At 52.2% G+C, this 25,362-nt stretch carries 20 protein-coding genes and 1 riboswitch; of the genes, 2 read left to right on the top strand and 18 right to left on the bottom strand.

Going from position 1 to position 25,362, the window contains the following annotated elements:
- Nucleotides 1-99: 99 nt before the first annotated feature.
- Together PGRAT_RS03665 and PGRAT_RS03660 are read right to left on the bottom strand one after the other, a co-directional pair.
- Nucleotides 100-1,509, bottom strand: a complete 1,410-nt coding sequence (locus PGRAT_RS03665; RefSeq protein WP_025704120.1) for a hypothetical protein — start codon at nucleotides 1,507-1,509, stop codon at nucleotides 100-102.
- Nucleotides 1,510-1,739: 230 nt separating this feature from the next.
- A complete protein-coding gene (locus tag PGRAT_RS03660; RefSeq protein WP_025704119.1) occupies nucleotides 1,740-3,731 on the bottom strand; it encodes a serine hydrolase domain-containing protein in 1,992 nt (663 codons plus the stop codon).
- A gap of 206 nt (nucleotides 3,732-3,937) precedes the next feature.
- Here PGRAT_RS03660 and PGRAT_RS03655 point away from each other — a divergent pair, with 206 nt between their 5' ends.
- Nucleotides 3,938-4,525, top strand: coding sequence for a sensor domain-containing protein (locus tag PGRAT_RS03655; protein ID WP_036703585.1), 588 nt, complete (start codon nucleotides 3,938-3,940; stop codon nucleotides 4,523-4,525).
- Nucleotides 4,526-4,637: 112 nt separating this feature from the next.
- Complete coding sequence (locus PGRAT_RS03650; RefSeq protein ID WP_081758621.1) at nucleotides 4,638-6,443, top strand: helix-turn-helix transcriptional regulator; 1,806 nt, start codon at nucleotides 4,638-4,640, stop codon at nucleotides 6,441-6,443.
- A 139-nt stretch (nucleotides 6,444-6,582) separates the two neighbouring features.
- On the opposite strand, the gene PGRAT_RS03645 is transcribed toward PGRAT_RS03650, so the two are convergent.
- The 16 genes from PGRAT_RS03645 to PGRAT_RS03570 all read right to left on the bottom strand — a co-directional run bounded on the left by PGRAT_RS03645 (nucleotide 6,583) and on the right by PGRAT_RS03570 (nucleotide 25,331).
- On the bottom strand, nucleotides 6,583-7,896 hold the full coding sequence (locus PGRAT_RS03645; RefSeq protein ID WP_042266046.1) for an SEC-C metal-binding domain-containing protein: 1,314 nt from the start codon (nucleotides 7,894-7,896) through the stop codon (nucleotides 6,583-6,585).
- 274 nt (nucleotides 7,897-8,170) lie between these two features.
- Nucleotides 8,171-9,436, bottom strand: coding sequence for a phosphoribosylamine--glycine ligase (gene purD, locus PGRAT_RS03640; protein ID WP_025707811.1), 1,266 nt, complete (start codon nucleotides 9,434-9,436; stop codon nucleotides 8,171-8,173).
- Between the two features lie 22 nt (nucleotides 9,437-9,458).
- Nucleotides 9,459-11,006 carry a bifunctional phosphoribosylaminoimidazolecarboxamide formyltransferase/IMP cyclohydrolase gene (gene purH, locus PGRAT_RS03635; RefSeq protein ID WP_025707810.1) on the bottom strand — a complete coding sequence of 516 codons (1,548 nt, stop codon included), beginning with the start codon at nucleotides 11,004-11,006 and terminating at the stop codon, nucleotides 9,459-9,461.
- 225 nt (nucleotides 11,007-11,231) lie between these two features.
- The gene (gene purN, locus PGRAT_RS03630; RefSeq protein ID WP_025707809.1) at nucleotides 11,232-11,846 is read right to left on the bottom strand and encodes a phosphoribosylglycinamide formyltransferase; all 615 of its coding nucleotides are present in this window, start codon (nucleotides 11,844-11,846) and stop codon (nucleotides 11,232-11,234) included.
- On the bottom strand, nucleotides 11,846-12,886 hold the full coding sequence (gene purM, locus PGRAT_RS03625; protein WP_042266043.1) for a phosphoribosylformylglycinamidine cyclo-ligase: 1,041 nt from the start codon (nucleotides 12,884-12,886) through the stop codon (nucleotides 11,846-11,848). The genes purN and purM overlap by 1 nt, the downstream gene beginning before the upstream one ends.
- A 588-nt stretch (nucleotides 12,887-13,474) precedes the next feature.
- Nucleotides 13,475-14,971, bottom strand: coding sequence for an amidophosphoribosyltransferase (gene purF / locus PGRAT_RS03620; RefSeq protein WP_025707977.1), 1,497 nt, complete (start codon nucleotides 14,969-14,971; stop codon nucleotides 13,475-13,477).
- Nucleotides 14,956-17,202, bottom strand: coding sequence for a phosphoribosylformylglycinamidine synthase subunit PurL (gene purL, locus PGRAT_RS03615; protein WP_025707976.1), 2,247 nt, complete (start codon nucleotides 17,200-17,202; stop codon nucleotides 14,956-14,958). Before purL ends, purF begins: the two co-directional genes overlap by 16 nt.
- Nucleotides 17,180-17,869, bottom strand: coding sequence for a phosphoribosylformylglycinamidine synthase subunit PurQ (gene purQ, locus PGRAT_RS03610; RefSeq protein ID WP_025707975.1), 690 nt, complete (start codon nucleotides 17,867-17,869; stop codon nucleotides 17,180-17,182). The genes purL and purQ overlap by 23 nt, the downstream gene beginning before the upstream one ends.
- Before the next feature lie 5 nt (nucleotides 17,870-17,874).
- Nucleotides 17,875-18,120, bottom strand: a complete 246-nt coding sequence (gene purS, locus PGRAT_RS03605; RefSeq protein WP_019913657.1) for a phosphoribosylformylglycinamidine synthase subunit PurS — start codon at nucleotides 18,118-18,120, stop codon at nucleotides 17,875-17,877.
- 139 nt (nucleotides 18,121-18,259) lie between these two features.
- Complete coding sequence (locus PGRAT_RS03600; protein ID WP_025707974.1) at nucleotides 18,260-19,150, bottom strand: phosphoribosylaminoimidazolesuccinocarboxamide synthase; 891 nt, start codon at nucleotides 19,148-19,150, stop codon at nucleotides 18,260-18,262.
- A gap of 375 nt (nucleotides 19,151-19,525) precedes the next feature.
- Nucleotides 19,526-20,821, bottom strand: a complete 1,296-nt coding sequence (gene purB / locus PGRAT_RS03595) for an adenylosuccinate lyase (RefSeq protein ID WP_025707973.1) — start codon at nucleotides 20,819-20,821, stop codon at nucleotides 19,526-19,528.
- Between the two features lie 6 nt (nucleotides 20,822-20,827).
- Nucleotides 20,828-22,156 carry a 5-(carboxyamino)imidazole ribonucleotide synthase gene (gene purK / locus PGRAT_RS03590; protein WP_081954725.1) on the bottom strand — a complete coding sequence of 443 codons (1,329 nt, stop codon included), beginning with the start codon at nucleotides 22,154-22,156 and terminating at the stop codon, nucleotides 20,828-20,830.
- Nucleotides 22,153-22,638, bottom strand: a complete 486-nt coding sequence (gene purE, locus PGRAT_RS03585) for a 5-(carboxyamino)imidazole ribonucleotide mutase (protein ID WP_025708281.1) — start codon at nucleotides 22,636-22,638, stop codon at nucleotides 22,153-22,155. The genes purK and purE overlap by 4 nt, the downstream gene beginning before the upstream one ends.
- A gap of 242 nt (nucleotides 22,639-22,880) precedes the next feature.
- A riboswitch (purine riboswitch) is annotated at nucleotides 22,881-22,982 on the bottom strand.
- Nucleotides 22,983-23,142: 160 nt separating this feature from the next.
- Nucleotides 23,143-23,577, bottom strand: coding sequence for a universal stress protein (locus PGRAT_RS03580; protein ID WP_025708280.1), 435 nt, complete (start codon nucleotides 23,575-23,577; stop codon nucleotides 23,143-23,145).
- Between the two features lie 26 nt (nucleotides 23,578-23,603).
- A complete protein-coding gene (locus tag PGRAT_RS03575) occupies nucleotides 23,604-23,867 on the bottom strand; it encodes a DUF1294 domain-containing protein (RefSeq protein ID WP_020427264.1) in 264 nt (87 codons plus the stop codon).
- A gap of 213 nt (nucleotides 23,868-24,080) precedes the next feature.
- Nucleotides 24,081-25,331 carry an MFS transporter gene (locus PGRAT_RS03570; RefSeq protein WP_025708279.1) on the bottom strand — a complete coding sequence of 417 codons (1,251 nt, stop codon included), beginning with the start codon at nucleotides 25,329-25,331 and terminating at the stop codon, nucleotides 24,081-24,083.
- Nucleotides 25,332-25,362 lie beyond the last annotated feature (31 nt).

The raw sequence follows: 25,362 nt of genomic DNA, 5'->3' as shown, positions 1-25,362 counted from the left end.
AGAATAATAACGATCGATTAACCCCCATGAACTTCAGAAAAAGTGACGAAGGAGTGACCCGCTGCTGCAGGAACCGGAACAACCAGCACCAGGGCAAAACTAACTACGACCAACAGAGATGCCAATTTTCTTTTCATGTTCTTCTTCCTCCTCTTTTAATAGGTTCTGATATCTATTTTGTGTTTCTGGGGATGCCAGCGCCCTATATTTCTCAAATAATCTCACACAGGCCAGAATCCGGGTTTCATTGCAGATCAGCGATGATGTGGACAGACTATTTAATAAGTATTCAAAACCCATCAGATACAGGCCTTGCCGCAGATAGTACTGGGCAACTCCATACAGAAAACGGGCATGCTGCTCGGAGACCACTTGCTTCGTATATACACCCACAGCCTCTTGATGTTTGATCTGCATATAGCCCTTGATTTCGGAATCAAAATACTGCAGGATGACATCCACATTGAGATCGAAAAGGTTGGCAGCGGTTGTTATGTTAAGCAAGCCCACTAACAACTCATCCTTGTTCTGTTCGATATAGGATACATAATCGGCAAGCACGCTTTCATCCCCGCGCATCAGCCTGGACACATACATGTTGGCCTCTGCCCATCCTTTATACAGTTTCAACCAATGTGAGGTATCCTCATCGGTTTCCTTCACCCAGCTTAAATCTTGATAGGCGTATGTAAATTGCATCTCTTGCTCATAATCGCCTCGGGCATTGCAGACACTTCCGCGAAGCAAATATGAAGAGGCCAAGTATACAAACATCGGTTTCTTAGGTTTTCTATGCTGCTCCCGTTTTGCTCTCGCTGGCTGTGGTGTCATAAAAAGTTGAATTTTTGCCAGCCGCCCCATTTCCTCGGCAATCCGTTCCACTTTGTCCCAACGCCTCAGCGAACGGTAGGTATTCGCCAGGTCCCTAAGCGCATCAAGCTGGTCAATCTCATCAAGCCGGTCTACAAAAGGCTCAAACTGGAGCGCACATTGGAGGTTGTCCTCCTGATTATCGCTTAGCCGGAGCGTAAACAGGCGATACTGGCAAAAAGCCAGCCGTTCGGAATGCTGTCTCCTCTCACTAAGAGCAACGCTTTCATAGAGCAACGCTGCCGCAGCGCGTCTGCCTTCCGCAAAAAATTCTTCAGCTGTCTCAAACAGCAATGGAGAATACGTCAGATTGTCCAGGAGCAGCGGCAGGATTCGCCTGATGCAATCCAGCTTGTCCAGCTCCGCACAACGGTACAGAAAGGGTCGGACCCTGCGCCAGTTCGGTACGGCTTCAACCATACACTCCTGAATATACTGCTCGTAAAAATGTCCCTTGGGCAAGCCCAGTACAGCAGTCATCCGGTCCAGCTGATCCACACCCATAATCCGGTTACCCTTCAGAATAGAGCTCACCGTACCTGCATTAAGCCCCGCCAGTCTTCCTAACTGGCTGAAGCTCAAAGCTTCCCGTTCAATAAAACTCTCCAGCTCGGTGCGAATCGTGGTTGCATGGTTCAAAAAAAACCACCCCTTAGAAACGCTTCACAATGGCGAATTTCCCCGCTTCAGCTTCGCTAGCATTTGATAATATTTCCTAATATATTGCAAATATAACCATAACCTGCGGCGATGTCAATTCATTTTTTCGCATTCTCTTTTTTTCTGCATAATGTTATATAATATGTCTTTTTTCGCGTAGTAATTTGTTCGAGATTGCGAGAAGCCCTCCTTCTTTCTTCGGATTAAATTCAGGGTTTAATTGGTAAGGTGTAGTAACCGAAAGCTTTATCAAGCAGCGCGCTGGCTTCTTGGCGGCTCAAAGTTTGTGTGGACCGGAAATCAACAGTCTGATTCGGATTAATCTTTGTATCCGGGTCTACAATGCCTTGAGAAACAAGCGCAGCGATAGCATCAACCGCCCATAAATCCGTTTTGCCGCTTAGTTTAACATTCGTTCCAGGCGCTGCATGCTTAAGATTTTGAATCATAACTGCCGCCATTTGTCTTGTAATTAAGGACTTTGGCTGATAACTAGGGATTCCCGCTATCATCCGTTTCTTATTTTCACGAAATTCATCCGGAAACGTATGCATGCCATGGGCGCGCAGCAATACATCCGCAAATTCTCCCTGTGTCATCTTTCCTTTTGGATCAAAGCGGTTACCTGACTTGGCTCCCATAATGTCTAATCTGTTGAGATTATCAATATACGATTTATATACACTGTCATTGGGCACATCGGAAAATGCAGGTTTCATCTTTACTTTTTGGGCGTAAGCAACGAAATCTACTCCTTTGGGATTCGTATAATAGAAATAGGTGATATCGCCGGATTTATCTTTCTTGAATGCCATTTTGTTGCCGGCTTCATCTTCAAATAGAAGCGGATGAACCATTTTCAGCGTATGCTTGCCTGTAGTCCCCGTTTCCATCAACAAATTCCCGTCCGCATAAGAAATTTTAGTCCTTACCCCATATAAACGTGTGTTTTTGTATAATCCAATATAAGCTTGGGCTGCTTGCTTGCTTATTTTCGAATAGGTGGATGGCTGCGCTTTTACAGTCTTAGGAAAATAGTGATTCATAAATGCCTCGTACACATCTAAACTCATCATTGAATCATTATTGTAAGACAAGTAAAAAGCAGTATTCTTCTCTGGCAAAATAGCAATTAAAGAGGAATGACCCGGAACATTTCCTCCCTTGAGGATTACATGCTGGCCATTCATCACATTGCTGTAATACCCTTCAAATCCAACGGTTGTGATAGGAATTGTAGGATCAGCGTAAAATTGATAGGTATGCATCAAATCGATGCTTTTTTTGCTGACGATCTCTTTGCCTTCAAATTCTCCTTTGTTTAAGTGCATAATCAAGTACTTGGCCATATCTTCCCCTGTTGAAGTCATACTTCCCTCAGGTTTCTCGGACGGCGCAAATCCCATTGCCGGCTGAAGCTCACCACTCGGTCCATAGTGTGCAGCCATATGGGATAATACCTCAGGAGTTAATCTAACACTGGTCTTGTTCATCCCTAACGGTTTGAATACATTTTTCTCCATATATTGAGAATAAGGCATGCCGCTTACGTTCTCTACCGCATATCCCGCCAACATATAACCAAAATTGTCATACGTATAGGCTTCTCCCGGAGGTCTTACCACGGTCGGCATATTCTTATTAAGATACCCCTTCATTGGAATGTCCTTATTCAAATACTCTACCGAAAAATCAGTAACGATATCCGGTAAGTCCACCCCGCTCGTATAGGTTAGCAGATCATACATCGTCAGCGGTTTTCCCGTTTTGTTTGGCACCTTCATTCCACCGAGATATTCTTGGATATCATGCTTAAGATCGATTTTCCCTTGATCGACAAGCTGCATAGCCGCCAATGCTGTAAAAGACTTGGTAACAGATCCGATTTGGAAAACAGTGTCTTTGTCGACTGGTATCTTCTTTTCTCTATCGGCATAACCGTAACCTTTACTTACAAGCACTTTCCCTTCCTTAACGACTACAAAATTGGAGCCGACGGTATTGAATTTCTTCATACTATCCGCAAATACAGAATTAGCGAACGCCTCTACTTCCTTTGAATCTTTTGGCCCTTCCAAGCTGACTTTCTCTGTTGATTTCTGATCTGATGCAGCTGCACCATCAGCGGCTGTACAAGCTGTAACGATACTCGCAGATAATAGCAGAACTGCAAGACTGGTATTGCGGATTGCTTTTCTCATGGTTCCTGTCTCCCTTTATCATATTGGCCCTGTGACCACCTGGCCTACCCAAGTATTGCAAAGCGCCTGTCATACGAACAAGCTGCATTTCGTCACCACTTTCTCTGGTTTCCCTGGTAAATGTCACATGACATTTTCGCACTGGATGAAGTGACACTGGAGTCAGTATGATACGTCTATTACACTGAAGGGACGATGAAACATTCATGCATAAACCGATCCGCTGCTTTTTTCAAAATGGGTACTTCTTATTGCTCACTTTTGCTACAGGATTATTTTACTTTTGCTTTTACTTGGTTACTCTGACATTAGGCATAGGCCTTTCTTTTACAGTCGCAGGCATTCCCCTGCTCACACAAGTATTGCGGACCACGCTAACCTTCGTGCAATACGAACGTATACAAACGAAGATCTACACCGATATCACCACTCAGCCTTACGAACGGAGAATAAGAACAGAGCAATCTTTATGGGCACAAGCTAAAGAGGAACTTATGGATACACGTAACTGGACCGCGATCTGCTGGTTGATGTTGAAGTTTTGGATTGGTCTTCTGTCTCTCCTAAGTGTTGCTTTGCTCTGTGTGATGCCTCTTTTGTTAATGCTTACTCCGCTGTTCTTACCTATCTTTGATATCCGCCTTTTTGGGATACAGATAGATACCTTCATACAATCACTTTTTATTATGGCTATAGGGGTTATTTTTACTTTTATAAGTTCCTGGCTGTTAAATATCTTGGTTCGTCTAATCGGCGGTTACACGCGTCAGATGACAAAAAGATTAAACCGGTAGCTGCTGTATCACAACTTGCATTTATCCAAACCTTACTGCGGAAACTTATCGTATAATCGAACTTAGACTTATAATAGTAAATAAAAAGACATAGAAGACTTAGTAAGGGGTGATGAACTTGTTTGAAACGGTAAAACAGTGGTTCTGGTACGACTGGATCATGTTCATATTTCGGCTTATTCTTAGTATTTCTCTCATGTTCACAACCGTACAATTCCATGCTCAGATATCCCTGCCTCTTTGGGCTTTGATTTTTTGGCAGATTTTCGCTTTCTCTGTTCCCTGGCTTTGTTTGCAGCTCAACTATAAGTATTATCTGCTTACCGAAATTGTTTTTTCGGGCGGACTATGCTTGTATTTATCATCTTTGTTTCCAGAAGCTTATCTCGCATTTCTGACCTATGCTTTCCTGATTGCGGTGAATAGCGCCCGTCAATCCTATCGTTGGACAGGGCCCGTAACAATCCTGCTCTTGCCGGTTTTGATAAATCTGTTATCTCATCAGAGCAATTATTTCATCATGATGCTTCAAATCGGACTCGCTTATGCCATTGGCTTCGCCTTTCATTTGCTGGTGGTCAATCATCGGCAGAGTGAAACCATCCGGGAACAGAATACGGTCCTACAACAGTATTTTTCCCAAATTGAACGCATCACGCTAGCGGAAGAACGGGACCGGCTGTCCAAGGATCTCCACGATACCATTGGACATTCCTATACTTCTATCATCATGGGATTAGAAACCTTGCGTCCTGAACTTTCTACAGAGGCTGGGAAACAGAAGGTCAGCTCTTTATTGAATCTAGCCCGCAAAAGTTTAAAAGAAGTCAGAGGATACTTGCATCAAATAGAATCCCCGCAGGAGACACTTCCGATGCTGCAATCGTTGCAGCAATTAGTAGAAGATTTCCAGGCCCAAGCAAAAGTAAACGTTCACTTCCGAACCTTTGGAGAGGAATACCCGCTACCCAAGCTGGCCAAGATGGCATTCTATCGTTGCCTGCAGGAATCGTTAACTAACGCCGTCCGGCATGGAGAGTCGACGGAAATTACCGCTACGCTGAAATTTGAGCAGCGGCAGGCTAGACTGGAAATACAGGACAACGGTAAAGGAATGGAGAAATGGCAGGATGGCTTTGGCTTGAACGCGATGAAAGAGAGGGCCATGAATCTACAAGGGCAAGTGTCTGTTTATTCCGAGCCTGGGGAAGGGACGCTCGTGACCTGCACATTGCCAAGGCAAGTGGAATTATCAGACGAGGTGATTCGCTTATTGATTGTGGATGACCAACCCTTCATCAGGGAAAGCCTACGGGCCATTCTGGAGGGGCACAAGGATCTGAAAGTGACCGGATTGTCTGAGGATGGCTTACAAGCCATTGAGGGATGTGAGCAGAATCAGCCCCAGGTGGTACTCATGGATTTGGACATGCCCCATATGGATGGAATTTCAGCATCCAAAATCATTAAACAAAAATGGCCGCATATTCGAATTCTAATTCTAACCACGTTTCAGGATACTGAACAGGCCCTTGAAGTTCTGCGAAGCGGAGCAGATGGCTACTTATTGAAATCTATTGAACCGCGCGAACTTGCTGAAACTATTCGGCTTGTCTATCGCGGGGGCACACTGATTGATCAAGAGATGTCGCATAAATTGTTTGAGAAGCTCGAAATAGACAAGAACGGAACCGGAGTGCTGAAACCAAAAACTACGGAGAACTTCGACCTGACTTCAAGGGAAATAGAAATATTACAGCTTGTTTGCAAAGGTCTACGCTATAAAACCATCGCCTCCAAATTATATTTATCTGATGGCACAGTGAGGAATTATGCCTCCGCAGTCTATATGAAATTGGGCGTTCGTAACCGGGAGGAAGCTGTACAGAAGGCAATGGAAGCCGGATTCCACGTATAAATCCCAACTTTTAATGCCCTCACATTAAGAAGAAGAACGCCGCCAGCATGAACAGAACGACTCCCCCTGCCCGGAACCTCTCCTAAGAGCAAAACAATCACAGCCGTGTGCGGCTGTGATTGTTATTGGGAGCATCCCTCTATTGTTTCAGCATCCATTTCAGCAGATCCGGCACGCTCGCCCATAGACGGGAGTGCATAATGACATATTCTATCGCTTCGTTGGAATCACCCATTCCGACAAAATCAGGGAGGTTATGCGGCAGCCGCTTCACACCCAGCAGGTAATCGGGCACATGCTTGTTCACACCCCGGGCCACACGGTACAGCATTTTGAGCTGGGAGGTGATTCCGTTCTTCTTATATTCCAGAATGATCCGGTCGTAGGCAAAGGCGGCGGCAGCATCATCTTTTCCATACTTCTCCAGCACCTGCTCTGCCTGCTTCAATTGGTTGCTGTACAGATACACAGCAGCGAGCAGGTAACGCGCTCCGGTATTGTCTTCCGTATTCAGTTCCAGAATATGCTCCAGGATTTGGGCTGCTTCTTTGGCATTTCCGCCAAACCAGCAGGATTCAGCGTAGCTTTTGCATATCCGGATGTAGGGACGGGTCTCATGAAGCCCCCAGAAGTACCCTTTATTCTTCTCAAAAAACAGTTCGCCCAGCTCGCGTTCGCCTGCAGCGATTCCCGCCTTGAGATAAGCCCGTGCATCCTGCTCATTGTCCGATTCCTCAGCCAGAATAAGATACGCATCAGAACTGTCAGGATACATCTCCAGAGCCGTTTCCGCCAGCTGTATTCTCCGTTTGGATGAACTGGCTTCCATCGCCTTATACAGCAGAGCCTGTGCTTTGTCCTTCGGTGTGCCTGGGCCGTTCAGCATCATCAGCTCGTCAGCTTCACCGCCCATGCCATATTCCTCAATGTAATTGAGCATCTCCTTAACCTTGCGGGAGATTGTCGCCGTTGTCACCTCATATTTATCGGCCAGCTCAGCCTGCGGAATATTGAAGCCGTATTCCTCGGACAGCAAATACTCGATTGCAGCACAGAACGAGCCTGTTTTCTTCACAGCAGGTCTGATCTGGCGGGAATAGCCGTTCCATAGCACCAGAGCTTCCAAAATCAGCTCCCGCTCGTATTGGTCCCTCATACTCTCGATAAGCTGCAGGGCCAGCTGCTCGTGAGCCGGATGCTCCCATTTCAGTTCGCGCGCCACCATTTTTTTCAGCTTGGTCAGGGTCAGCTTGCTCTCAGGCTGAACCGGGGCTTCCTGGACGGTCTGTTCCATCTCCGGCAGAGCGGCTGCCGGCTCTTGCGCCGCCGCCTCCTCCGTTGTTACCAGCCGCAGTATGGATTCTACTGCAGAGGACTCCTTGCCCAGACAGCATTTTTTATATTTTTTCCCGCTTCCACACGGGCACAAGTCATTTCTTCCAACCTTACTCAAAACTAATTCCCCCTTAAATCTGTCACTAGCCATCCGCATGAGCACATTGCTGCTTAAGCACTACAGGTATCATTTCCCGGCACGAGGCATTCTATATAACTTACAATTTCCAGTGATTTAAAAAAGGCCTTTCCTGAAAGGAAAGACCCTTTATCTGTATATATCCGCACATTTTTCCCCCGTACGAGTTGTATTATAGCACTTCTTCTATCACTTGTCAGTCCTTTTTTAGGACTAATAGCGTAAAAACTTGCTCTAATACAGTTCTTTATCCTCAGACCAGTGCCTTCATGGCGATGTCGCTGCGGCTATGCATTCCGGGAAATGATATCTTCGACACGCTGGCGTATGCTGCTGAACGCGCTTCGGCAATGCTTGCTCCCATGCCAACTACTCCCAGCACGCGTCCGCCATTCGTTACCCATGCTCCCTCTTCCGTTCGTTCAGTTCCGGCATGAAAAATCAACTCGTTCGAACTGCCCTCAAGTCCGGCAATCGGCACCCCCTTCGGATACGGCCCAGGGTACCCCTCAGAAGCCAGGACTACGCATACCGCTGCTTCCTCGCTCCACTCCATATCGGCCTCTGCCAGTCTTCCTTCCGTAACCGCAAGGAAGATCTCCAGCAGATCACTCTTTAGTCTTGGAAGAATAACCTGTGTCTCGGGATCGCCGAAGCGTGCATTAAATTCAATAGTCTTCGGTTTGCCATCCGGTGAGATCATCAGGCCGGCGAACAGCACGCCGCTGAATGGACGGCCTTCCGCTACCATTGCCCGGGCTGTCGGCTTAATAATCGTCTCCACCGCTTCCTGAATAATCGCTTCGTCAATATGCGGCAGAGGTGAGTATGTGCCCATACCGCCGGTATTGGGGCCTTTGTCGCCGTCAAATACAGGCTTGTGGTCCTGTGCAGCAGCCATCGGACGCACGGTTTCTCCATCCACAAAGGCAAGAATCGACATTTCCTGACCGGCCAGAAACTCTTCAATAACAACCTGTGCCCCGGCTTCCCCAAACACCTTGGTCACCATGATATCCCGCAGGGCGAGTTCCGCCTCTTCCCTGGAGTAGGCCACGGTTACACCTTTTCCTGCTGCCAGCCCATCCGCTTTGATGACAATCGGCAGTCCCTGGCCACGTAAATAGGACAGCGCTGCTTCGTAGTCACTAAACTTCTCATAGGCAGCGGTAGGGATGCTGTATTTATGCAGCAGATCCTTCATAAAGGTTTTGCTGCCTTCAATTTCCGCTGCATTCTTCCGGGGGCCGAATACGGGAATATGATGCGCTTCGAATGCATCGACAATGCCAGCCGCCAGCGGATCATCCGGCCCGATGACGACATAGTCAATGCTCTTCTCCTTGGCAAAAGCGGTCAGCTTATCGAACTCGAACATGCCGATCGGCACACATTCGGCCAGCTGCGCAATCCCGGCGTTGCCGGGTGCGCAGTAGATTTTACCCGCTTTGGGACTGCGGGACAGGCTCCAGATGATGGCATGCTCACGACCGCCGCCGCCCACTACTAAGATATCCATTGAAATGAGTCCTCCCAGCGTTCTAGTGTTTGAAATGGCGAACGCCGGTGAAGACCATGGCAATACCATATTCATTAGCAACTTTGATGGACTCTTCGTCCTTAATGGAGCCCCCCGGCTGAATAACGGCGGTGATGCCAGCTTTTGCTGCCATTTCCAGCGTATCGCCCATTGGGAAAAAAGCATCGGAGGCCAGCACAGAACCCTTGGCTTTTTCACCGGCCTGCTCAATGGCGATCTTCGCCGCACCGACACGGTTCATCTGACCTGCGCCTACGCCAACTGTCATATCATCCGCTGCCAGCACGATGGCGTTAGACTTCACATGCTTAACAACCTTCCAGCCAAACAGCAGCTGCTTCAATTCTTCTTCTGTAGGCTTGCGGTTGGTCACAACCTGCAGCTCTTCCGGATTGACGGAATGCACATCGCTCTCCTGAACGACCATGCCGCCTTCAATGGAAGTTACCACAAAGCTTGATTTCCGCGCCGCAGCCGTGCTGAGATTGCCCAGTTTGAGCAGGCGGATATTCTTTTTCTTTGTGAGAATTTCCAGCGCTTCCTCTGTAAAGCCCGGCGCCAGCACAATTTCCAGGAAAATGTCCTTCAGCATATTAGCCGTATCGGCATCAATAATCCGGTTCGCCGCTACGATCCCGCCGAAGATGGAGGTTGGATCGGCGTTATAGGCTTTTTGGTACGCTTCATATACACTGGCCCCTACGCCTACTCCGCAAGGATTCATGTGCTTAACTGCCACCACAGCCGGCTCTTCGAACTCCTTCACAATCTGCAGCGCCGCGTTGGCGTCGTTGATGTTGTTGTAGGACAGCTCCTTGCCATGCAGCTGCTCGGCAGAGGTCAGCGTGTCTTGAGCAGCCAGAGGTTTCCGGTAGAACGCTGCCTTCTGGTGCGGATTCTCCCCGTACCGCAGATCCTGAATCTTCTCGTAAGTCACCGTATAGCGCTCCGGCAGCGGTTCACCGGTCACATTCGCCAGATAATCGGAAATCAGGGCATCGTAAGCCGCCGTGTGGCGGAACACTTTTGCCGCAAGACGTTTGCGTGTTTCCAGAGTAGTATCTCCGCCTGCACGCACTTCCTCAAGCACCTTGGCATAATCGGCTGCATCCACGACCACACTGACAAAAGCATGGTTCTTCGCCGCCGAACGCAGCATCGTCGGTCCGCCGATATCGATGTTCTCGATCGCTTCCTCATACGACACATCCGGTTTGGCAATCGTCTCCGCGAACGGATAGAGATTCACCACAACCAGATCGATGTAGTCCAGACCCAGCTCCTGCATCTGCCGTGTGTGCTCCTCATTGTCACGGACCGCCAGCAGGCCGCTGTGTACGGCCGGATGCAGCGTCTTCACGCGCCCGTCCATAATTTCCGGGAACCCCGTCACATCCGAAATGCCGATAACCGGTACGCCTTCTTTAGCCAAAAGGGTGCTAGTGCCGCCTGTGGAAATGATCTCTACGCCCAATGCAGACAACTCGCGGCAAAAATCCACGATGCCCTGTTTGTCCGATACGCTGACCAGCGCTCTTTTGATACTCACTTTGAATAGTCCTCCTCCGGTTAAAGCAAAATTTAGTTGATAGTATACTGAAAAACTCTGCTATGTGAAAATAATGTTATCAACCTCAATGCAGCTGTGAGGGAGCGGTGCACAATCTCCGCTTATTTCAACATCAACTGTGCAATAAAGAACAAAATCCGCCTTCTTCCGGGCAGCCGCGCACCGCTTGTGCAATATTTCCCGAGAAATATCAGAACCGGGCGGCTATTCCCGAATAACCGTTTTTCTGCCATCCAGTTCTACCTTTCCCTCAGCCAATGCACGCACAACCTCGGGATACAACCCGTATTCGACCTTATGGATGCGTTCTGCCAGCAGTTCCACAGTGTCGCCAGGCTCCACGGCTACACAGCGCTGGGCAATGACCGGACCAGTGTCCATGCCGCCGTCGACAAAATGCACCGTTACTCCCGTCAGCTTCACACCGTAATCCAGCGCTTGGCCAATGGCGTCTTTCCCGGCGAAGGCAGGTAAAAGCGAGGGATGGATATTCACGATCCGGCCTGCGTAAGGCGTCAGCAGCACCGGGGTAATCAGCCGCATATATCCGGCCAGAACGATCAGGCCGATATCGCGGCGCTGCAGCTCGGCTACAATCTCGGCTTCATAGAGCTCACGGCTTGCGAAGTCCTTTGGCCGCAGCAGCAGAGCGGGAATCCCCGCCTCCTCTGCCCGCTTCGCCACAGGTGCTTCCGGCCTGTCGGACACCAGCAGCTCTATACGCCCTCCGCCAAGCTGTCCTGCCCGCTCCGCTTCTGCCAGTGCGGCAAAATTGCTGCCCTGCCCGGAGGCGAAGACAGCGATCCGGCTCCACTGCATCACACCTCAGCTCCCGTAAAGGTAACGATTCGTTCCCCTTCCGTTACTCTGCCAATCAAATAGGCTTCTTCCCCGGCCGCTTTTAACAATTCCAGTGCGCGTTCTCCATCCGCCTCAGCCACAACCAGCACCAGTCCCACGCCCATATTAAAGGTGGTGAACATATCACGGTTGCTTACGCCGCCCTTCTTCTGCAGCAAATCAAAGATCGGCAGAACCGGCCAGGAGCCGTAGTTAATATCCACATTTACACCTTCCGGCAGCACACGCGGAATATTCTCGATGAACCCGCCTCCGGTAATATGGGCCATGCCCTTGACCGGCAGCTGCTCCAGCAGCCCCAGCAGCGGCTTCACATAGATCTTGGTAGGCGCCAGCAGCACATCTGCCAGCGGAGCGCCCAGCTCTGGAACCACCTCGTTCAGTTCATAGCCGTCTTCCTCCAGCAAAAGCTTGCGCACCAGCGAAAAGCCGTTGCTATGCACACCGCTGGACGCCAGGCCAATGACCGTATCTCCAGGAGCAATATCCGCACCTGTCACCAGCTTGGCCTTGTCGGCTACACCCACCGTGAATCCGGCGATATCATATTCACCCGCCGAATACATGCCCGGCATCTCAGCCGTCTCGCCGCCGATCAGCGCGCAGCCTGCCTGATGACAGCCTTCGGCAATCCCGGCAACAATCGCTTCGATCTTCTCGGGCACAACCTTGTCGCAGGCCAGATAATCGAGGAAGAACAGAGGCTCTGCACCCTGCACTACAATATCGTTCACACACATGGCAACCGCATCGATGCCAATCGTGGCGTGGCGGTCGGCCGCGAAAGCGATTTTGAGCTTCGTGCCCACACCATCGGTTCCCGACACGAGCACCGGTTCTTCATACTTGTCTTTATTGAGTCCGAAGAGTGCACCGAACCCGCCGAGCTCTGTCATCACTTCCGGACGGTATGTGCGCTTCACATGCTTCTTCATGCGTTCTACCGCTTCATTGCCAGCTGCAATATCCACTCCGGCGTTTTTATAAGCTTCCGACACTATTGGACACCTCATTTGAATTAGTTTAGAGCGCGTGTTCGGGGCGGCAGGGATTTAGTTGGTGGTTATAGTCGTCATTACGAGGAATGTTTGGACTTCCGGTCGCTGTTATGTTTGGATTTCCTTGATTTGAACCGCTGCCCGCGGTAGAAATCCAAACATAGCATATGCTTCCGAAGCGAGCTTTCCTACGGAAAGCTTTCAGGCGAACGCTGACGCTCCTCCAGTTCCAAACTTTCCCTCCATAACTCCAACCACCGGGTTCAACCCCCGCCGCAAGCCGAAGTAACGCGCCTTGCACAGGGGCAGCAGTCGGCGCTTTTGGCGAAGCCAAGCGCCTCCTTTAGCGAGAGCACCCCCGATTTTGCGAAGCAAACAGGCAGGTTCTTGAGCATTCAGGCCCGGCGGGGCAGCATGCCACCCAGGGCGCGGTGCGCCGTAAAGCGTGTCCGCAGGACAAAGCGGGCACCCGCACCCACGCCCTCTTAGAAAGTTTAGAGCAGACTCCTACCGCCGAGCTTTCGGGCGGCCGGAGGGCGAGCCCTCTGGAATCCCCCTTTGCAAGGGGGGCTTGGGGGGATGGACCAACTAGCAACTACACCCGTCCTTCTCCTCCCCGCCAAAATCCACCTGCGTCGGGTAATCATTATCGAAGCAGGACAGACACAGGCCGCCTTTATAATCTCCGCTGTTGTAACCGCCGATGGACTGGATCAGGCCTTCCGGCGTGAGAAATGCCAGCGAATCAGCATTGATCTCCTCGCGCATTTCTTCAACTGTCTTGTAAGAAGCAATCAGCTCGCGGCGGTCCGGGGTATCGATGCCGTAGAAGCAAGGATTCTTGAATGGCGGCGAGGTAATCCGCACATGGACCTCGGTCGCTCCGGCTTCACGCAGCAGGTTGACGATCCGGCGTGAAGTGGTGCCGCGCACAATGGAGTCGTCGATCATGACCACGCGCTGGCCCTCAACGACGCGGCGCACCGCGCTCAGCTTCATCTTTACGCCTTGCTCGCGCAGTTCCTGGCTCGGCTGGATAAAGGTACGGCCGGTATATTTGTTCTTGATCAGGCCAAGCTCATAGGGAATGCCGGTCTGCTCGGCATAGCCGATCGCCGCCGAGATGCTGGAATCCGGCACGCCGGTTACGATGTCAGCATCAACGAAGGCTTCCAGCGCCATCCGGCTGCCCATCCGCTTGCGGGCGGAATGAAGGTTGGAGCCGTTCAAATCACTGTCCGGCCGGGCAAAATAGATGTATTCCATCGCACACAGCGCCTTGCGCTGCGGCTCGGCAAAACGGTCTTCCTGGAAGCCGTTCCGGTCAAGCACCAGCAGCTCGCCGGGCTCAATGTCGCGGACGAACTGGGCGCCGATGACTTCCAGCGCGCAGGATTCCGAAGCAAAAACATAGGCTTCACCTACACGCCCCATCACAAGCGGGCGGAGGCCATGCGTGTCAGAAGCTACGATCAGCTTATCATTGGTCATCAGCAGGAAGGCGAAGCCGCCCACCAGCTGCCGGAGGGCATCTTTAGTCGCTTCGACAAACTCCTTCTGCGAGCGCGCAATCAGATGTGCCAGCACTTCTGTATCGCTTGTGGTCTGGAAGATGGAACCGCTCTGCTCCAGCTGCTTGCGGATCAGCGGCTCATTCACAATATTCCCGTTGGTGGCAATCGCCAAATCCCCGTCACGGTATTTGAAGACCAGCGGCTGTGCGTTGGCCAGACGGCTGTCGCCGCTGGTGGAATAGCGCACATGGCCAATGGACATGTTGCCGATCAGCGAGGCAATTTTGTCCTTGTCGAACACTTCCTTGACCAGACCCATGCCGCGGTGATAGTGGAAGTCCCGTCCATCTGCCACGCAGATGCCCGCGCTCTCTTCTCCCCGGTGCTGCAAGGCATGCAGGCCGTAATATGACATGGAGGCAGCCTCCGGGTGTCCGAAGACCCCGAAGACGCCGCATTCTTCTTTTAGCGTATCAAAAATATCTCCCGAGCCCGTTCCTTCGTTGTAAAAGTCGCCGGTCCACAGGATGGAGTTCTCCTGCTTGTTCCCGGTCTTTATTTCATAAGACATGGAATAGCATCCTCCCAAGTGGTTTTTAGTGCGGCTACAGCCTCGTCCAGCACGGCTGCGCCGTCCAGGGAGACGCGCAGTCTGTCGCCGCCTACAGTTCCAATAATTTCAGCCGGCACGCCATAGGCAGCTACTGCTGCTCTCAGCTCTTCCGCACGGCCAGGTGCCGCTGTCAGCACAATGCGGGATTGGCTCTCGCTGAACAACGCTACGTCTCTGCGCAGTCCGCCAGCGGACCACTCCACATTCGCTCCGATAGAGCCGCTGATACAGCTCTCAGCCAGCGCTGCAGCCAAGCCTCCTTCGGAGAGGTCATGCGCCGAGCGGACAAGTCCGCTGCGGATCGCTGCAAGAACAGCATCCAGCAGCTTCTGTTCCGTTGCCAGATCCAGCTCCGGCGGACGGCCTTCCGTCAAGCCGTGTACGGCATATTGGAATTCGCTGCCGCCAAGCTCGGCTTTGGTTACGCCCAGAAGCAGAATAGCATCGCCCTCCTGCTTGAAGGCCTGAGTGGTAATATGATCGGTATCTTCGACTAGACCGACCATGCCGACAACCGGTGTCGGATAGATCGCTCCGGAGGCATTTTCGTTGTACAAGCTGACATTGCCGCCGATAACCGGTGTATCCAGCACGCGGCAGGCTTCAGCCATACCGTCGACTGCACGTTCCATCTGCCAGAAAATTTCCGGCTTCTCCGGACTGCCGAAATTCAGGTTATCCGTAATCGCCAGCGGCTTGGCCCCGGAACATACGATGTTGCGCGCAGCTTCACTGACTGCAATCCGCCCGCCAACTTCAGGGTCCAAATAAACGTAACGCCCATTACAGTCCGTGGTCATGGCCAAGCCTTTACGTGTGCCATGAATCGTCACCACCGCCGCATCGGAACCCGGACGGACCGCTGTGCTTGTCCGCACCATGTAATCGTATTGGTTGTAGACCCATGCTTTGCTCGCTACTGTCGGTGATGCCAATACGGTATGCAAGGCACCGCCCAGATCCTTCACTTCTTCATAACGCAGCGTATCCACCGATGCGTTCTCTTCATAGTAGGCAGGCACTGCAGATGGTTTTTTATAAATCGGGCATTCATCCACCAGCGCCGTTACCGGCATATCACCGACAACCTCGCCATGATGGAACAGCTTCAGGCGGCCGTCATCGGTTACCTTGCCCACTTTACGGCAGATAACCCCCCAGCGGTCAAAAATCTCCTGTGCCTGTGCTTCATCCTTGGGTTCAACCACAAACAGCATCCGCTCCTGCGACTCGGACAACATCATCTCGTAAGGCGTCATGCCATCTTCACGCTGCGGTACCTGGTCCAGATACAGCTCCAGGCCGTTGCCCGCCTTGCTCGCCATTTCGGCACTGGAGCAGGTCAGTCCGGCTGCGCCCATATCCTGAATACCCAGCACAATGCCGCTGTCGATCAGCTCCAGGCAGGATTCCATCACCAGCTTTTCCATAAACGGATCGCCGACCTGCACCGCTGTCTTCTTGGCTTCCGATTCCTCACTCAGTTCAACGGAGGCAAAAGTTGCGCCGTGAATCCCGTCGCGTCCGGTAGGAGGACCTACGTAGAACACCGGGTTGCCTACACCTTTGGCGACACCGCGCTGGATTTTGTCATGATCTATGAGTCCGACGCACATGGCATTGACCAGCGGATTGCCGTCATAGCTGTTGTCGAACATAATTTCGCCGCCCACTGTCGGAATCCCGATACAGTTGCCATAACCAGCGATACCGGATACGACATGCTCGAACAAATACTTGACCCTGTCGCTTTCAAGCTTCCCGAAACGCAGGGAGTTCAGCAGCGCCACCGGTCTTGCACCCATGGAGAAAATGTCCCGGATAATCCCGCCCACCCCGGTCGCCGCGCCCTGGTAAGGCTCAACTGCCGAAGGATGGTTATGGCTTTCAATTTTGAATACAACAGCCTGATTGTCTCCGATATCTACGATCCCGGCGCCTTCCCCCGGTCCCATCAGCACGCGCGGCCCGCTCGTAGGGAAACGGCCCAGCAGCGGCTTCGAGTTCTTATAGGCACAGTGCTCAGACCACATTACACTGAACACACCGATTTCCGTATAGTTTGGCTTGCGGCCCATGAAAGAAGTGATGAGCTCATATTCGCTGTCCGACACACCGAATTGACTGTAGATTTTCTGCTCCGCAATTTGCTCTGCGGTCGGCTCCTTAGCGGATACTTGCTGCGTCATAACGATCCCTCCATGTCTTGAGAATGGATGTGAACATCCGTTTGCCGTCTTCCGAACCAAGCAGGCTGTTCGCCGCGCGTTCCGGGTGGGGCATCATGCCAACCACGTTGCCCTGCACATTGCAAATCCCGGCAATATGTTCCACGGACCCATTAGGATTATCACTATATGTGAACACGATTTGATTGTTAGCTTTTAGCCCGGCCATAGTCTCTTCATCACAGTAGTAGTTGCCTTCACCATGCGCGATTGGAATGACAATCTCCTCATCCTTCGCATAATCAACTGTAAACGGCGTAGTGTTATTAACCACCTTAAGCACCGTATCATGACAGCGGAACTTCATCGACATATTGCGGCGCAGTGCACCTGGCAGCAGGCCGGCTTCGGTCAGAATCTGGAATCCGTTGCAGATGCCGAGCACGAATTTGCCCTGCTCTGCAGCTTTGGCCACTTCAGCCATCACCGGGGCAAACCGCGAAATCGCACCGCAGCGCAGATAATCACCATAAGAGAAGCCGCCCGGCACAAGAATACAGTCATAAGCCGACAGATCAGTCGCCGTATGCCATACATATTCTACTGGTTCGCCGAGGCTGTCTTCTACCGCCTTGTAGCAGTCAATATCGCAATTGGAACCCGGAAAGACAAGTACAGCAAATTTCATGACTTTTAGTCCTCCAATTCGTAGCGGTAATCCTCGATCACCGTATTGGCCAGCAGCTTTTCACACATTTCCTTCAGGCGTCCTTCCGCTTCAGCGCGGTTGTCGGTATCCAGGGTTAATTCCATATACTTGCCAATGCGCAAGCTCTCCACTTCTTGAAAACCTACGGAATGCAGCGCCCCTTGCACGGCTACACCTTGGGGATCGAGCACACTTTTTTTGATGGTGACATAGACTGTCGCTTTTAACATACGCTTGTAGTTCCTCCTAAAATTTAATGAGCTTGGCTTGGCGTGAATTAATGATCGGTACATACAGCTATAATCTCAATATCTCCGGCGAAATAACTGCATAGAGTGCAATTAATACTGGCCGGGAAAATACAAAAATCTATAACGACTTGCCCGTAAGGCGATGATAAATATCCAGATAACGGCGGGTGGTTTCTTCCACGACTTCTGCCGGGAGCGGGTCCGGGGTGCTGTTCTTGTCCCAGGAGGATGCGGAAAGGTAGGTCCGTACCGGCTCCTTGTCCATGCTGTCAATCTCAATATCCAGCGCGTATTTATCTTTGGCCCAGAAACGTGAAGCATCCGGGGTAAAAATTTCGTCGATCAGGATCACCTTGCCGTCCAGCAGCCCGAACTCGAATTTGCAATCCGCCAGGATAATGCCACGCTCTTCACAGTACTCTCTGGCAAAAGCGAACAGCTTCAGGCTCTTCTCCTTGAGTTCCAGCGCAAGGTCCGCACCAACCAGCTCCTGCATCTTCTCAAAAGGGATATCCTCGTCGTGACCGACATCATTTTTGGCCGCAGGGGTGAAAATCGGCTGGGACAGCTGCGCGTTTTTGCGCAGGCCCGCAGGAAGCCCGATTCCGTTGACCTTGCCGGTCTCCTGATACTGCCGCCAGCCGCCGCCGGTAATGCAGCCGCGCACAACGCATTCAATGTCAATACGCTCTGCTTTGCGGACGACCATAATGCGGTTTCTGAGCGCCTCCCGGTCCTTCACGATCCCTCCCAGCTGGTCCACATCAATATGCACGACGTGGTTCTCCATCAGCTCACTGGTTTTGCCAAACCAGAACGCGCTGAGCCGGTTAAGCACATTGCCCTTCTCCGGCACCGCCGGGTCAAGCACATAATCAAATGCGGATATCCGGTCCGTGACCACGATCAGCACTTCTTCCCCCAGATCGTACAACTCGCGAACCTTTCCTTTGTAGAGCAGCGGTGCATTTACGAGATCCACAGCCGTGGATACGGCAGGGTATGTCATGACCTTTCCTCCCTTGAACAAATGATCTTGTGTATATACTTGAGCTAAAAGAGCCAGGACGTCTTCTTTTCTTCGATTCGAATCGACAAAAATTGAATACTCCTGGGGTTAATAGGTTCACTGCAAGAAATGTTTGGACTTCCGATCGCTGTTATGTTTGAATTTCCTGTTTTGAACCGCTGATAGCGGTAGAAATCCAAACATAAAGGCGAACGCTAACGCTTCTCCAGTTCCAAAATTTCTCTCCGTTCATCTTTAACCCAAATACCTATTCCAATCTCCTGTTGCTCCGCTTCTCAGAAACAAAATAACTTCTCAGCGCTCCCGCTCGTATTATTCTCCAGCTCCTCAGTTCACCACTAACTTACCTTTTAATTAGATAAGCTCCAGCTTGCGGAAGATGGTATCCACATGCTTAAGGTGCCAGGAAGGATTAAAAGCATCCTCAATCTCTTCCGGGCTGAGCACAGCGGTGATCTCCGGGGTAGCCTCTACGATATCGCGGAACTGGGTTTGCTCCTCCCAGGCCTGCATCGCGCGCGGCTGCACGGTATCGTAGGCCTGCTCGCGGCTGAAGCCCTTGTCAATCAGCTTGGTCAAGATGCGTCCGGAGAACGGCACCCCGAAGGTGCGGTTCATGTTGCGCTTCATATTGTCCGGGAACACAGTCAGGTTCTTCACGATGTTGCCGAAGCGGTTCAGCATATAGTTCAGCAGCATAGTCGCATCCGGCAGGATAATCCGCTCCACAGAAGAGTGTGAGATATCACGTTCATGCCACAGCGGCACGTTCTCGTAAGCAGTAACCATGTGGCCGCGGATAACACGGGACAGGCCGGAGATGTTCTCGCAGCCGATCGGATTACGTTTATGCGGCATTGCCGACGAACCCTTTTGTCCTTTGGCAAAAGCCTCCTCCACCTCGCGGATTTCGCTCTTTTGCAGCGCGCGGATTTCGGTAGCGAACTTGTCCAGGGAAGTAGCGACAAGGGCCAGCGCAGCCATATACTCCGCGTGGCGGTCACGCTGCAGCGTCTGTGTGGAAATTGGCGCCGGGCTGGTGCCCAGCTTGCGGCAGACAAATTCTTCAACGAACGGGTCGATATTGGCGTAAGTGCCGACCGCTCCGGAGATTTTGCCGAACTGCACGCCGTTTGCAGCATGGCGGAAACGCTCCAGATTGCGCTTCATTTCCTCGTACCAGAGCGCCATTTTGAGTCCAAACGTAGTTGGCTCAGCGTGCACGCCATGGGTGCGCCCCATCATCGGAGTGTCTTTGTAAGCCAGCGCTTTGTCTTTGAGGATTTCGATGAAATTGATAATATCCTTCTCCAGAATTTCGTTGGCCTGGCGCAGCAGATAGCCGAGCGCCGTATCCACAACGTCCGTCGAGGTTAATCCGTAGTGCACCCATTTGCGCTCCGCGCCCAGGCTCTCGGATACCGCACGGGTAAAAGCAATCACATCATGACGCGTTTCGAGCTCAATCTCATTAATGCGGTCGATGTCGAATTTGGCATCCTTGCGCAGCTTCGCAGCATCCTCATACGGGATGACTCCCAGCTCGGCCCAAGCCTCGCATGCGCAAATTTCCACTTCCAGCCACGCGTTGAATTTATTCTCTTCGGTCCAAATGGCCCGCATCTCAGGTCTGCTGTAACGTTCGATCATATCTGTTCAGTTCCTCCAAAGGTTAGTTTGCTCCACCCAGGACAGTCCGTCGCCGGTATCCTTGCAGAGCAGGTTGATGTGTCCCATTTTGCGGCCGGTCTTGCTCTCAGACTTGCCATATATATGAAGCTTGGGTGCTACACCAAGCCGGTTTCCTGCTTCATCCGGGGTACAGACCGCCTGAATGGCTCCATCCAGATGCTGGCCAAGCACATTCACCATGACCACAGGGGTTAGCAGTGTGGTGTCTCCAAGCGGCAGATTGCAGATGGCCCGCACATGCTGCTCAAACTGCGAGGTGACACAGGCATCCATCGTGTAATGCCCGGAATTATGCGGACGCGGCGCCAGCTCATTTACGAACAGCTCGCCGCTGTCTGTGACGAACATTTCTACGGCGAGCAGTCCAACCGCATTCATCCCGGAGACAATCCGCTCGGCCAGCTCGCAGGCCCGCCGCTGAATCTCTTCCGGCACCCTTGCAGGCACGATAGACATATGCAGGATGTTGTTCACATGGATATTCTCCGCGGCCGGAAAGCTCTTCACCTCGCCGGAGGCGCTGCGTGCAGCCACCACAGAAATTTCGCATTTGAAGGCGACAAATTTCTCCAGCACCAGCTCTGGTGGAGCGCCGCCGGCTGAGACGCCAGGCGCTACCTGCCGGAAGGCGGCTTCCAGCTCTACCGGTTGGCGGATGACGGCTTGTCCCTTGCCGTCGTATCCCCCTGTGGCTGTCTTCAGCACACAGGGAAGGCCCAGCTCGGCTGCAGCGGCCGTAAGCTCGGCCAGACTGCCGGCCTTGCGGTAAGGGGCGACTGGGACGCCTGCCGCCTCGATGGCGGCCTTCTCGCGCAGCCGATGCTGCGTCGTATACAGCAGCGCGCTGCCCTGCGGCACGTACGACTCAGCCGTCAGCAGTGCTGCCACATCCGCGTCGACGTTCTCGAACTCGTACGTGATGACGTCCGCGCGCCGGGCCAGCTCACGCGCCGCGTCCCGGTCGTCGTACGCCGCTGTAATCTGCGGCGTCACCTGCCCGCAGGGCGCATCCGGCGCAGGGTCCAGCGCTACGAAGCGGTAGCCCATGGCGCTGCCCGCCAGCGCCATCATCCGCCCGAGCTGCCCGCCGCCGAGGACGCCGATGGTCGCGCCGGGCAGCAATGTCCGGGGCGCGCCTGTACCCGGCGCGGCGGTGTCCCCCGAAGCGGCAGCTGCCGGCTTCGCATTCCCCCTGCCCTCCGGGCTGCTTTGCCCCGCAGCCCCCAGGCTCTGTGCTTTCAGCTTCTCCGCCGGAGCCGCCATTCCACCGGCCTTCAGCTCCTCCGGCCTCATAGGCTCTCGCTGCTTTCCAGCACTTCGCGCTGAATGGCGTCGCGCCGCTGCTGCGCCTTGCTCTGCACCTCAGGATCGAACGCGCCGATGATCTGCGCGGCCAGCAGCCCCGCATTGGTCGCCCCTGCACGGCCAATCGCAACGGTGGCTACCGGAATGCCACCCGGCATCTGCACAATAGAGAGCAGCGAATCCAGACCATTCAGCGCCTTCGACTGCACCGGGACACCGATAACGGGCAGCATGGTCTTTGCTGCCACCATGCCCGGCAGATGCGCTGCTCCGCCTGCTCCGGCAATAATGACGCGCAAGCCGCGGCCTGCCGCTTCCTCCGCGTAGCGGAACATCAGATCCGGTGTGCGGTGCGCCGATATCACCTTTTTCTCATACGCTATCCCCAGCTCCTCAAGGACGTTGCAAGCATGCTCCATCGTTTCCCAATCTGACTTGCTGCCCATGATGACACCAACCTGCACAGACATGATTCAACCTACCTTCCGCTTCCCAATTTAGAGACTCATGTGGTAATAAGTTTGTCCTGTTTCATTCTAGTTTTCCATAAATCCGAAAAAAAAAGCCCGGATTCCAGACGCATTTTGCTGCGGATGGACCCAGACTACTTCAGGAATTAGGAGTGCAGCCCCTATTTACAGCTTCAGCGGCATGCAGCAGGGACAAGCGCACAGCTCGCCGCCCCGTGTCCAAGGCGGCGCTGGCGGCCGTTCTAGTCATCCTATTCCCTCGTAGTCCGGCAATTTACGGTTACCGGGTAGAAACTTCCGGGCCCTATCCCCGGTTTTATACGAGCTCTTCATAGGTTCATCTTAACAATGGCCTACACATCATGTCAACTTAAACACGAACATTGTCATATAAAGGAGTTAAAACGTTCGCTTTTGGGCACATTTGGATTCTTCATCACACACGCTATTCCGCCGCCAAAAAGAAAAAAGGGGAACGCACGAGCGCTCCTCCAGGATAATATATTATTTTACGACCAGTACTGGAATACGCGCGCTCTGAACCACATTATGGCTTACACTGCCCAGAACAAATTCACGAATTCCGCCCAGCCCGCGGCTGCCGATCACAATCACATCCGCACCCTGCTCCTTAGCGTAAGTCAATATCACTTCAGCAGGGGAGCCCTGCAGCAGTTCAACTGTCGAATTCAGTCCTTCCGCTTCCAGACGGCTTTTCACTTCATCGGTGGTTTGTACCGCCAAATCATAATAATCCTTATTCACTGAAGCCGGCAGAGGCGCGAGAGCTTCCCCGATAAAAAAACGCGGGAATTCAAAAGCATGTACGACGTAAAGGGATGAGCCCGGAGTTACCTTGGCCAGTTCGATCGCGCGCTCCAGCGCCTGATTGGAAGCCTTGGAACCGTCATAGGCCAGCAATATTTTCGAGAATAACATGTACGCCACCTCTTCTTCTGTTTTGTTTATCCCAAAAAATAACCATACAGCAAGATGTTCAGCAGCAGCAAGAGCGGAATTCCGATCACGAAGGAAGTATGCCTGGTCTTGTGGCGTTTGTGGTACATGGCAATCAGCACGCCCAGCGCGCCGCCCATGAATGCCAGCAGAAACAGTGTTTTTTCGGGTACACGGTCCCGTCTTTTCCTGGCCTTGTTCTTGTCCTCGGACATGACCACATAACCAATAATATTAATCAGTGCGAACCACAGCAATACAACCTGGACCATCCTTGCCTGCCCCTCCTCCCACTCAACCTATCTACTATATTATAATCCCCTTTTTGACAAAAAACCAATAACTCTTACATCAGCTGCCAAGTAAAAACAGCGTTCCCGTCCTTAAAAGGCGTATCTTCCGAGGCGGCGATGCTCTTTATCGCTTCCATGTATCCCGTTCAGCAAGAATAGAAGAAAAAGTTTATAATGTGAATCTTTCACTTTTTATGTTTCAAGTCTCCGCTCCGATCTTTGGGCTTGGCCGCCGCTCTTGCCTGCTTCCCTGATCCATATCCAGGAGAGCAATGCAGCCAGCACAGCGGCGATACCTCCCAGCCAGAACCCGCCTTTCAATCCATAGGCCGAGCTCATCCAGCCCGCCACAAAAGGACCGCCAGACATACCGATGGCATACACCGCCTGGTAGAACCCCATTGCCGTTGCCCGTTTGAACGGTGCCACCCCGGAGACTGATTTGCCCAGCAGCAAAGGAAAAATCAGCCCCTGCATAAAGCCATTCCCCACCTGGGTCGCGCACAGGGCAGCAAGTGTCGGCATCGAAGGGATGAGCAGCGTAAACAGTGCACTTCCGGCAAACCCAAGCAGCAGTGTTCCCTGGTCACCGAGCAGCCTTCCGAACCAGCGGGAACCATATAATGTTGCTGCCGCATGGGGCAGCATAAAAGCTAAAGTGAGCCAGCCGAGGCTTTCCTTATCCGCACCGATAGCAAGCGCCTGATTCGGGGTATACCCGAACATCGTAATAAACAATACACAATGCGCCAGTACGGATAAAAGCGACACTTTGACCAGCAGCGGCTCCTTGATCACCTCAGCCAGGTCTTTGATCTGAATTGAATTTTCCCGCTTGTCCTGCTGTTGTTCCGGCAAACGGAACGCAAGCAGCAGCGCAGCCGCAGCCACCACACTACCGATAATAAACGGGGCGTTCCAGCCCCAGTGCTCTGCTACATACCCGCTGATCATCATGCTCGCCAATTGTGCAATCACCGTGGTAAACTGCAGCATGCCCATCGCCCTTCCAGTTTCCTCCTTCGGAAAATATCCGGCAAACATCACCGAGTAAACTACCCAAGCCGATGCTGCAATTCCGGAAACCGCCCGTGCGGCAAGCGCCCAGCCAGGGTCCGCACCCGCCAGGAACAGCAAGCAGCTTGCGCCGCTGGCGAACAGTCCCAGGTAGATAAAAGGCCTGCGCCGGTTCAGAACATCCGAACCAATGCCGATCGGCAGCCGGAATAGAATCTGCATCAGCCCATACACACCAAGCACTGCCCCAACCATTACATAAGAGGCTCCCAAATGCTCCACATACGGCGAGAGCACCGGTACATAAATGTAAGAAGAGAACCAGAACATAAAGACAATTATCAAAAAGAAAAACCGGCTCCCGCCCTTTTCCCCCTGGGCTGCCACCGTTTGTGCTTCAACATTACGCTGCTGAACTGCCGCCACTTCATCACCCGCTTATTTCTATTTTTCCGCA

The organism is Paenibacillus graminis (assembly GCF_000758705.1).
Lineage (GTDB): Bacteria > Bacillota > Bacilli > Paenibacillales > Paenibacillaceae > Paenibacillus_AQ > Paenibacillus_AQ graminis.
The sequence above is the reverse complement of the archived record's forward strand: the minus strand, read 5'-3'. Positions and strand labels throughout refer to the sequence as shown.

Bases quoted from the DNA above. Each gene is read 5' to 3' on its own strand.
- PGRAT_RS03650 (WP_081758621.1), top strand. From the start codon at position 4,638: ATGAACTTGTTTGAAACGGTAAAACAGTGGTTCTGGTACGACTGGATC.
- purF (WP_025707977.1), bottom strand. From the start codon at position 14,971: ATGTCTTATGAAATAAAGACCGGGAACAAGCAGGAGAACTCCATCCTG.
- PGRAT_RS03655 (WP_036703585.1), top strand. From the start codon at position 3,938: ATGCATAAACCGATCCGCTGCTTTTTTCAAAATGGGTACTTCTTATTG.
- purK (WP_081954725.1), bottom strand. From the start codon at position 22,156: ATGAGGCCGGAGGAGCTGAAGGCCGGTGGAATGGCGGCTCCGGCGGAG.
- purQ (WP_025707975.1), bottom strand. From the start codon at position 17,869: ATGAAATTTGCTGTACTTGTCTTTCCGGGTTCCAATTGCGATATTGAC.
- PGRAT_RS03660 (WP_025704119.1), bottom strand. From the start codon at position 3,731: ATGAGAAAAGCAATCCGCAATACCAGTCTTGCAGTTCTGCTATTATCT.
- PGRAT_RS03575 (WP_020427264.1), bottom strand. From the start codon at position 23,867: ATGGTCCAGGTTGTATTGCTGTGGTTCGCACTGATTAATATTATTGGT.
- purB (WP_025707973.1), bottom strand. From the start codon at position 20,821: ATGATCGAACGTTACAGCAGACCTGAGATGCGGGCCATTTGGACCGAA.
- purE (WP_025708281.1), bottom strand. From the start codon at position 22,638: ATGTCTGTGCAGGTTGGTGTCATCATGGGCAGCAAGTCAGATTGGGAA.
- purN (WP_025707809.1), bottom strand. From the start codon at position 11,846: ATGCAGTGGAGCCGGATCGCTGTCTTCGCCTCCGGGCAGGGCAGCAAT.
- purL (WP_025707976.1), bottom strand. From the start codon at position 17,202: ATGACGCAGCAAGTATCCGCTAAGGAGCCGACCGCAGAGCAAATTGCG.
- PGRAT_RS03580 (WP_025708280.1), bottom strand. From the start codon at position 23,577: ATGTTATTCTCGAAAATATTGCTGGCCTATGACGGTTCCAAGGCTTCC.
- PGRAT_RS03600 (WP_025707974.1), bottom strand. From the start codon at position 19,150: ATGACATACCCTGCCGTATCCACGGCTGTGGATCTCGTAAATGCACCG.
- purS (WP_019913657.1), bottom strand. From the start codon at position 18,120: ATGTTAAAAGCGACAGTCTATGTCACCATCAAAAAAAGTGTGCTCGAT.
- purD (WP_025707811.1), bottom strand. From the start codon at position 9,436: ATGGATATCTTAGTAGTGGGCGGCGGCGGTCGTGAGCATGCCATCATC.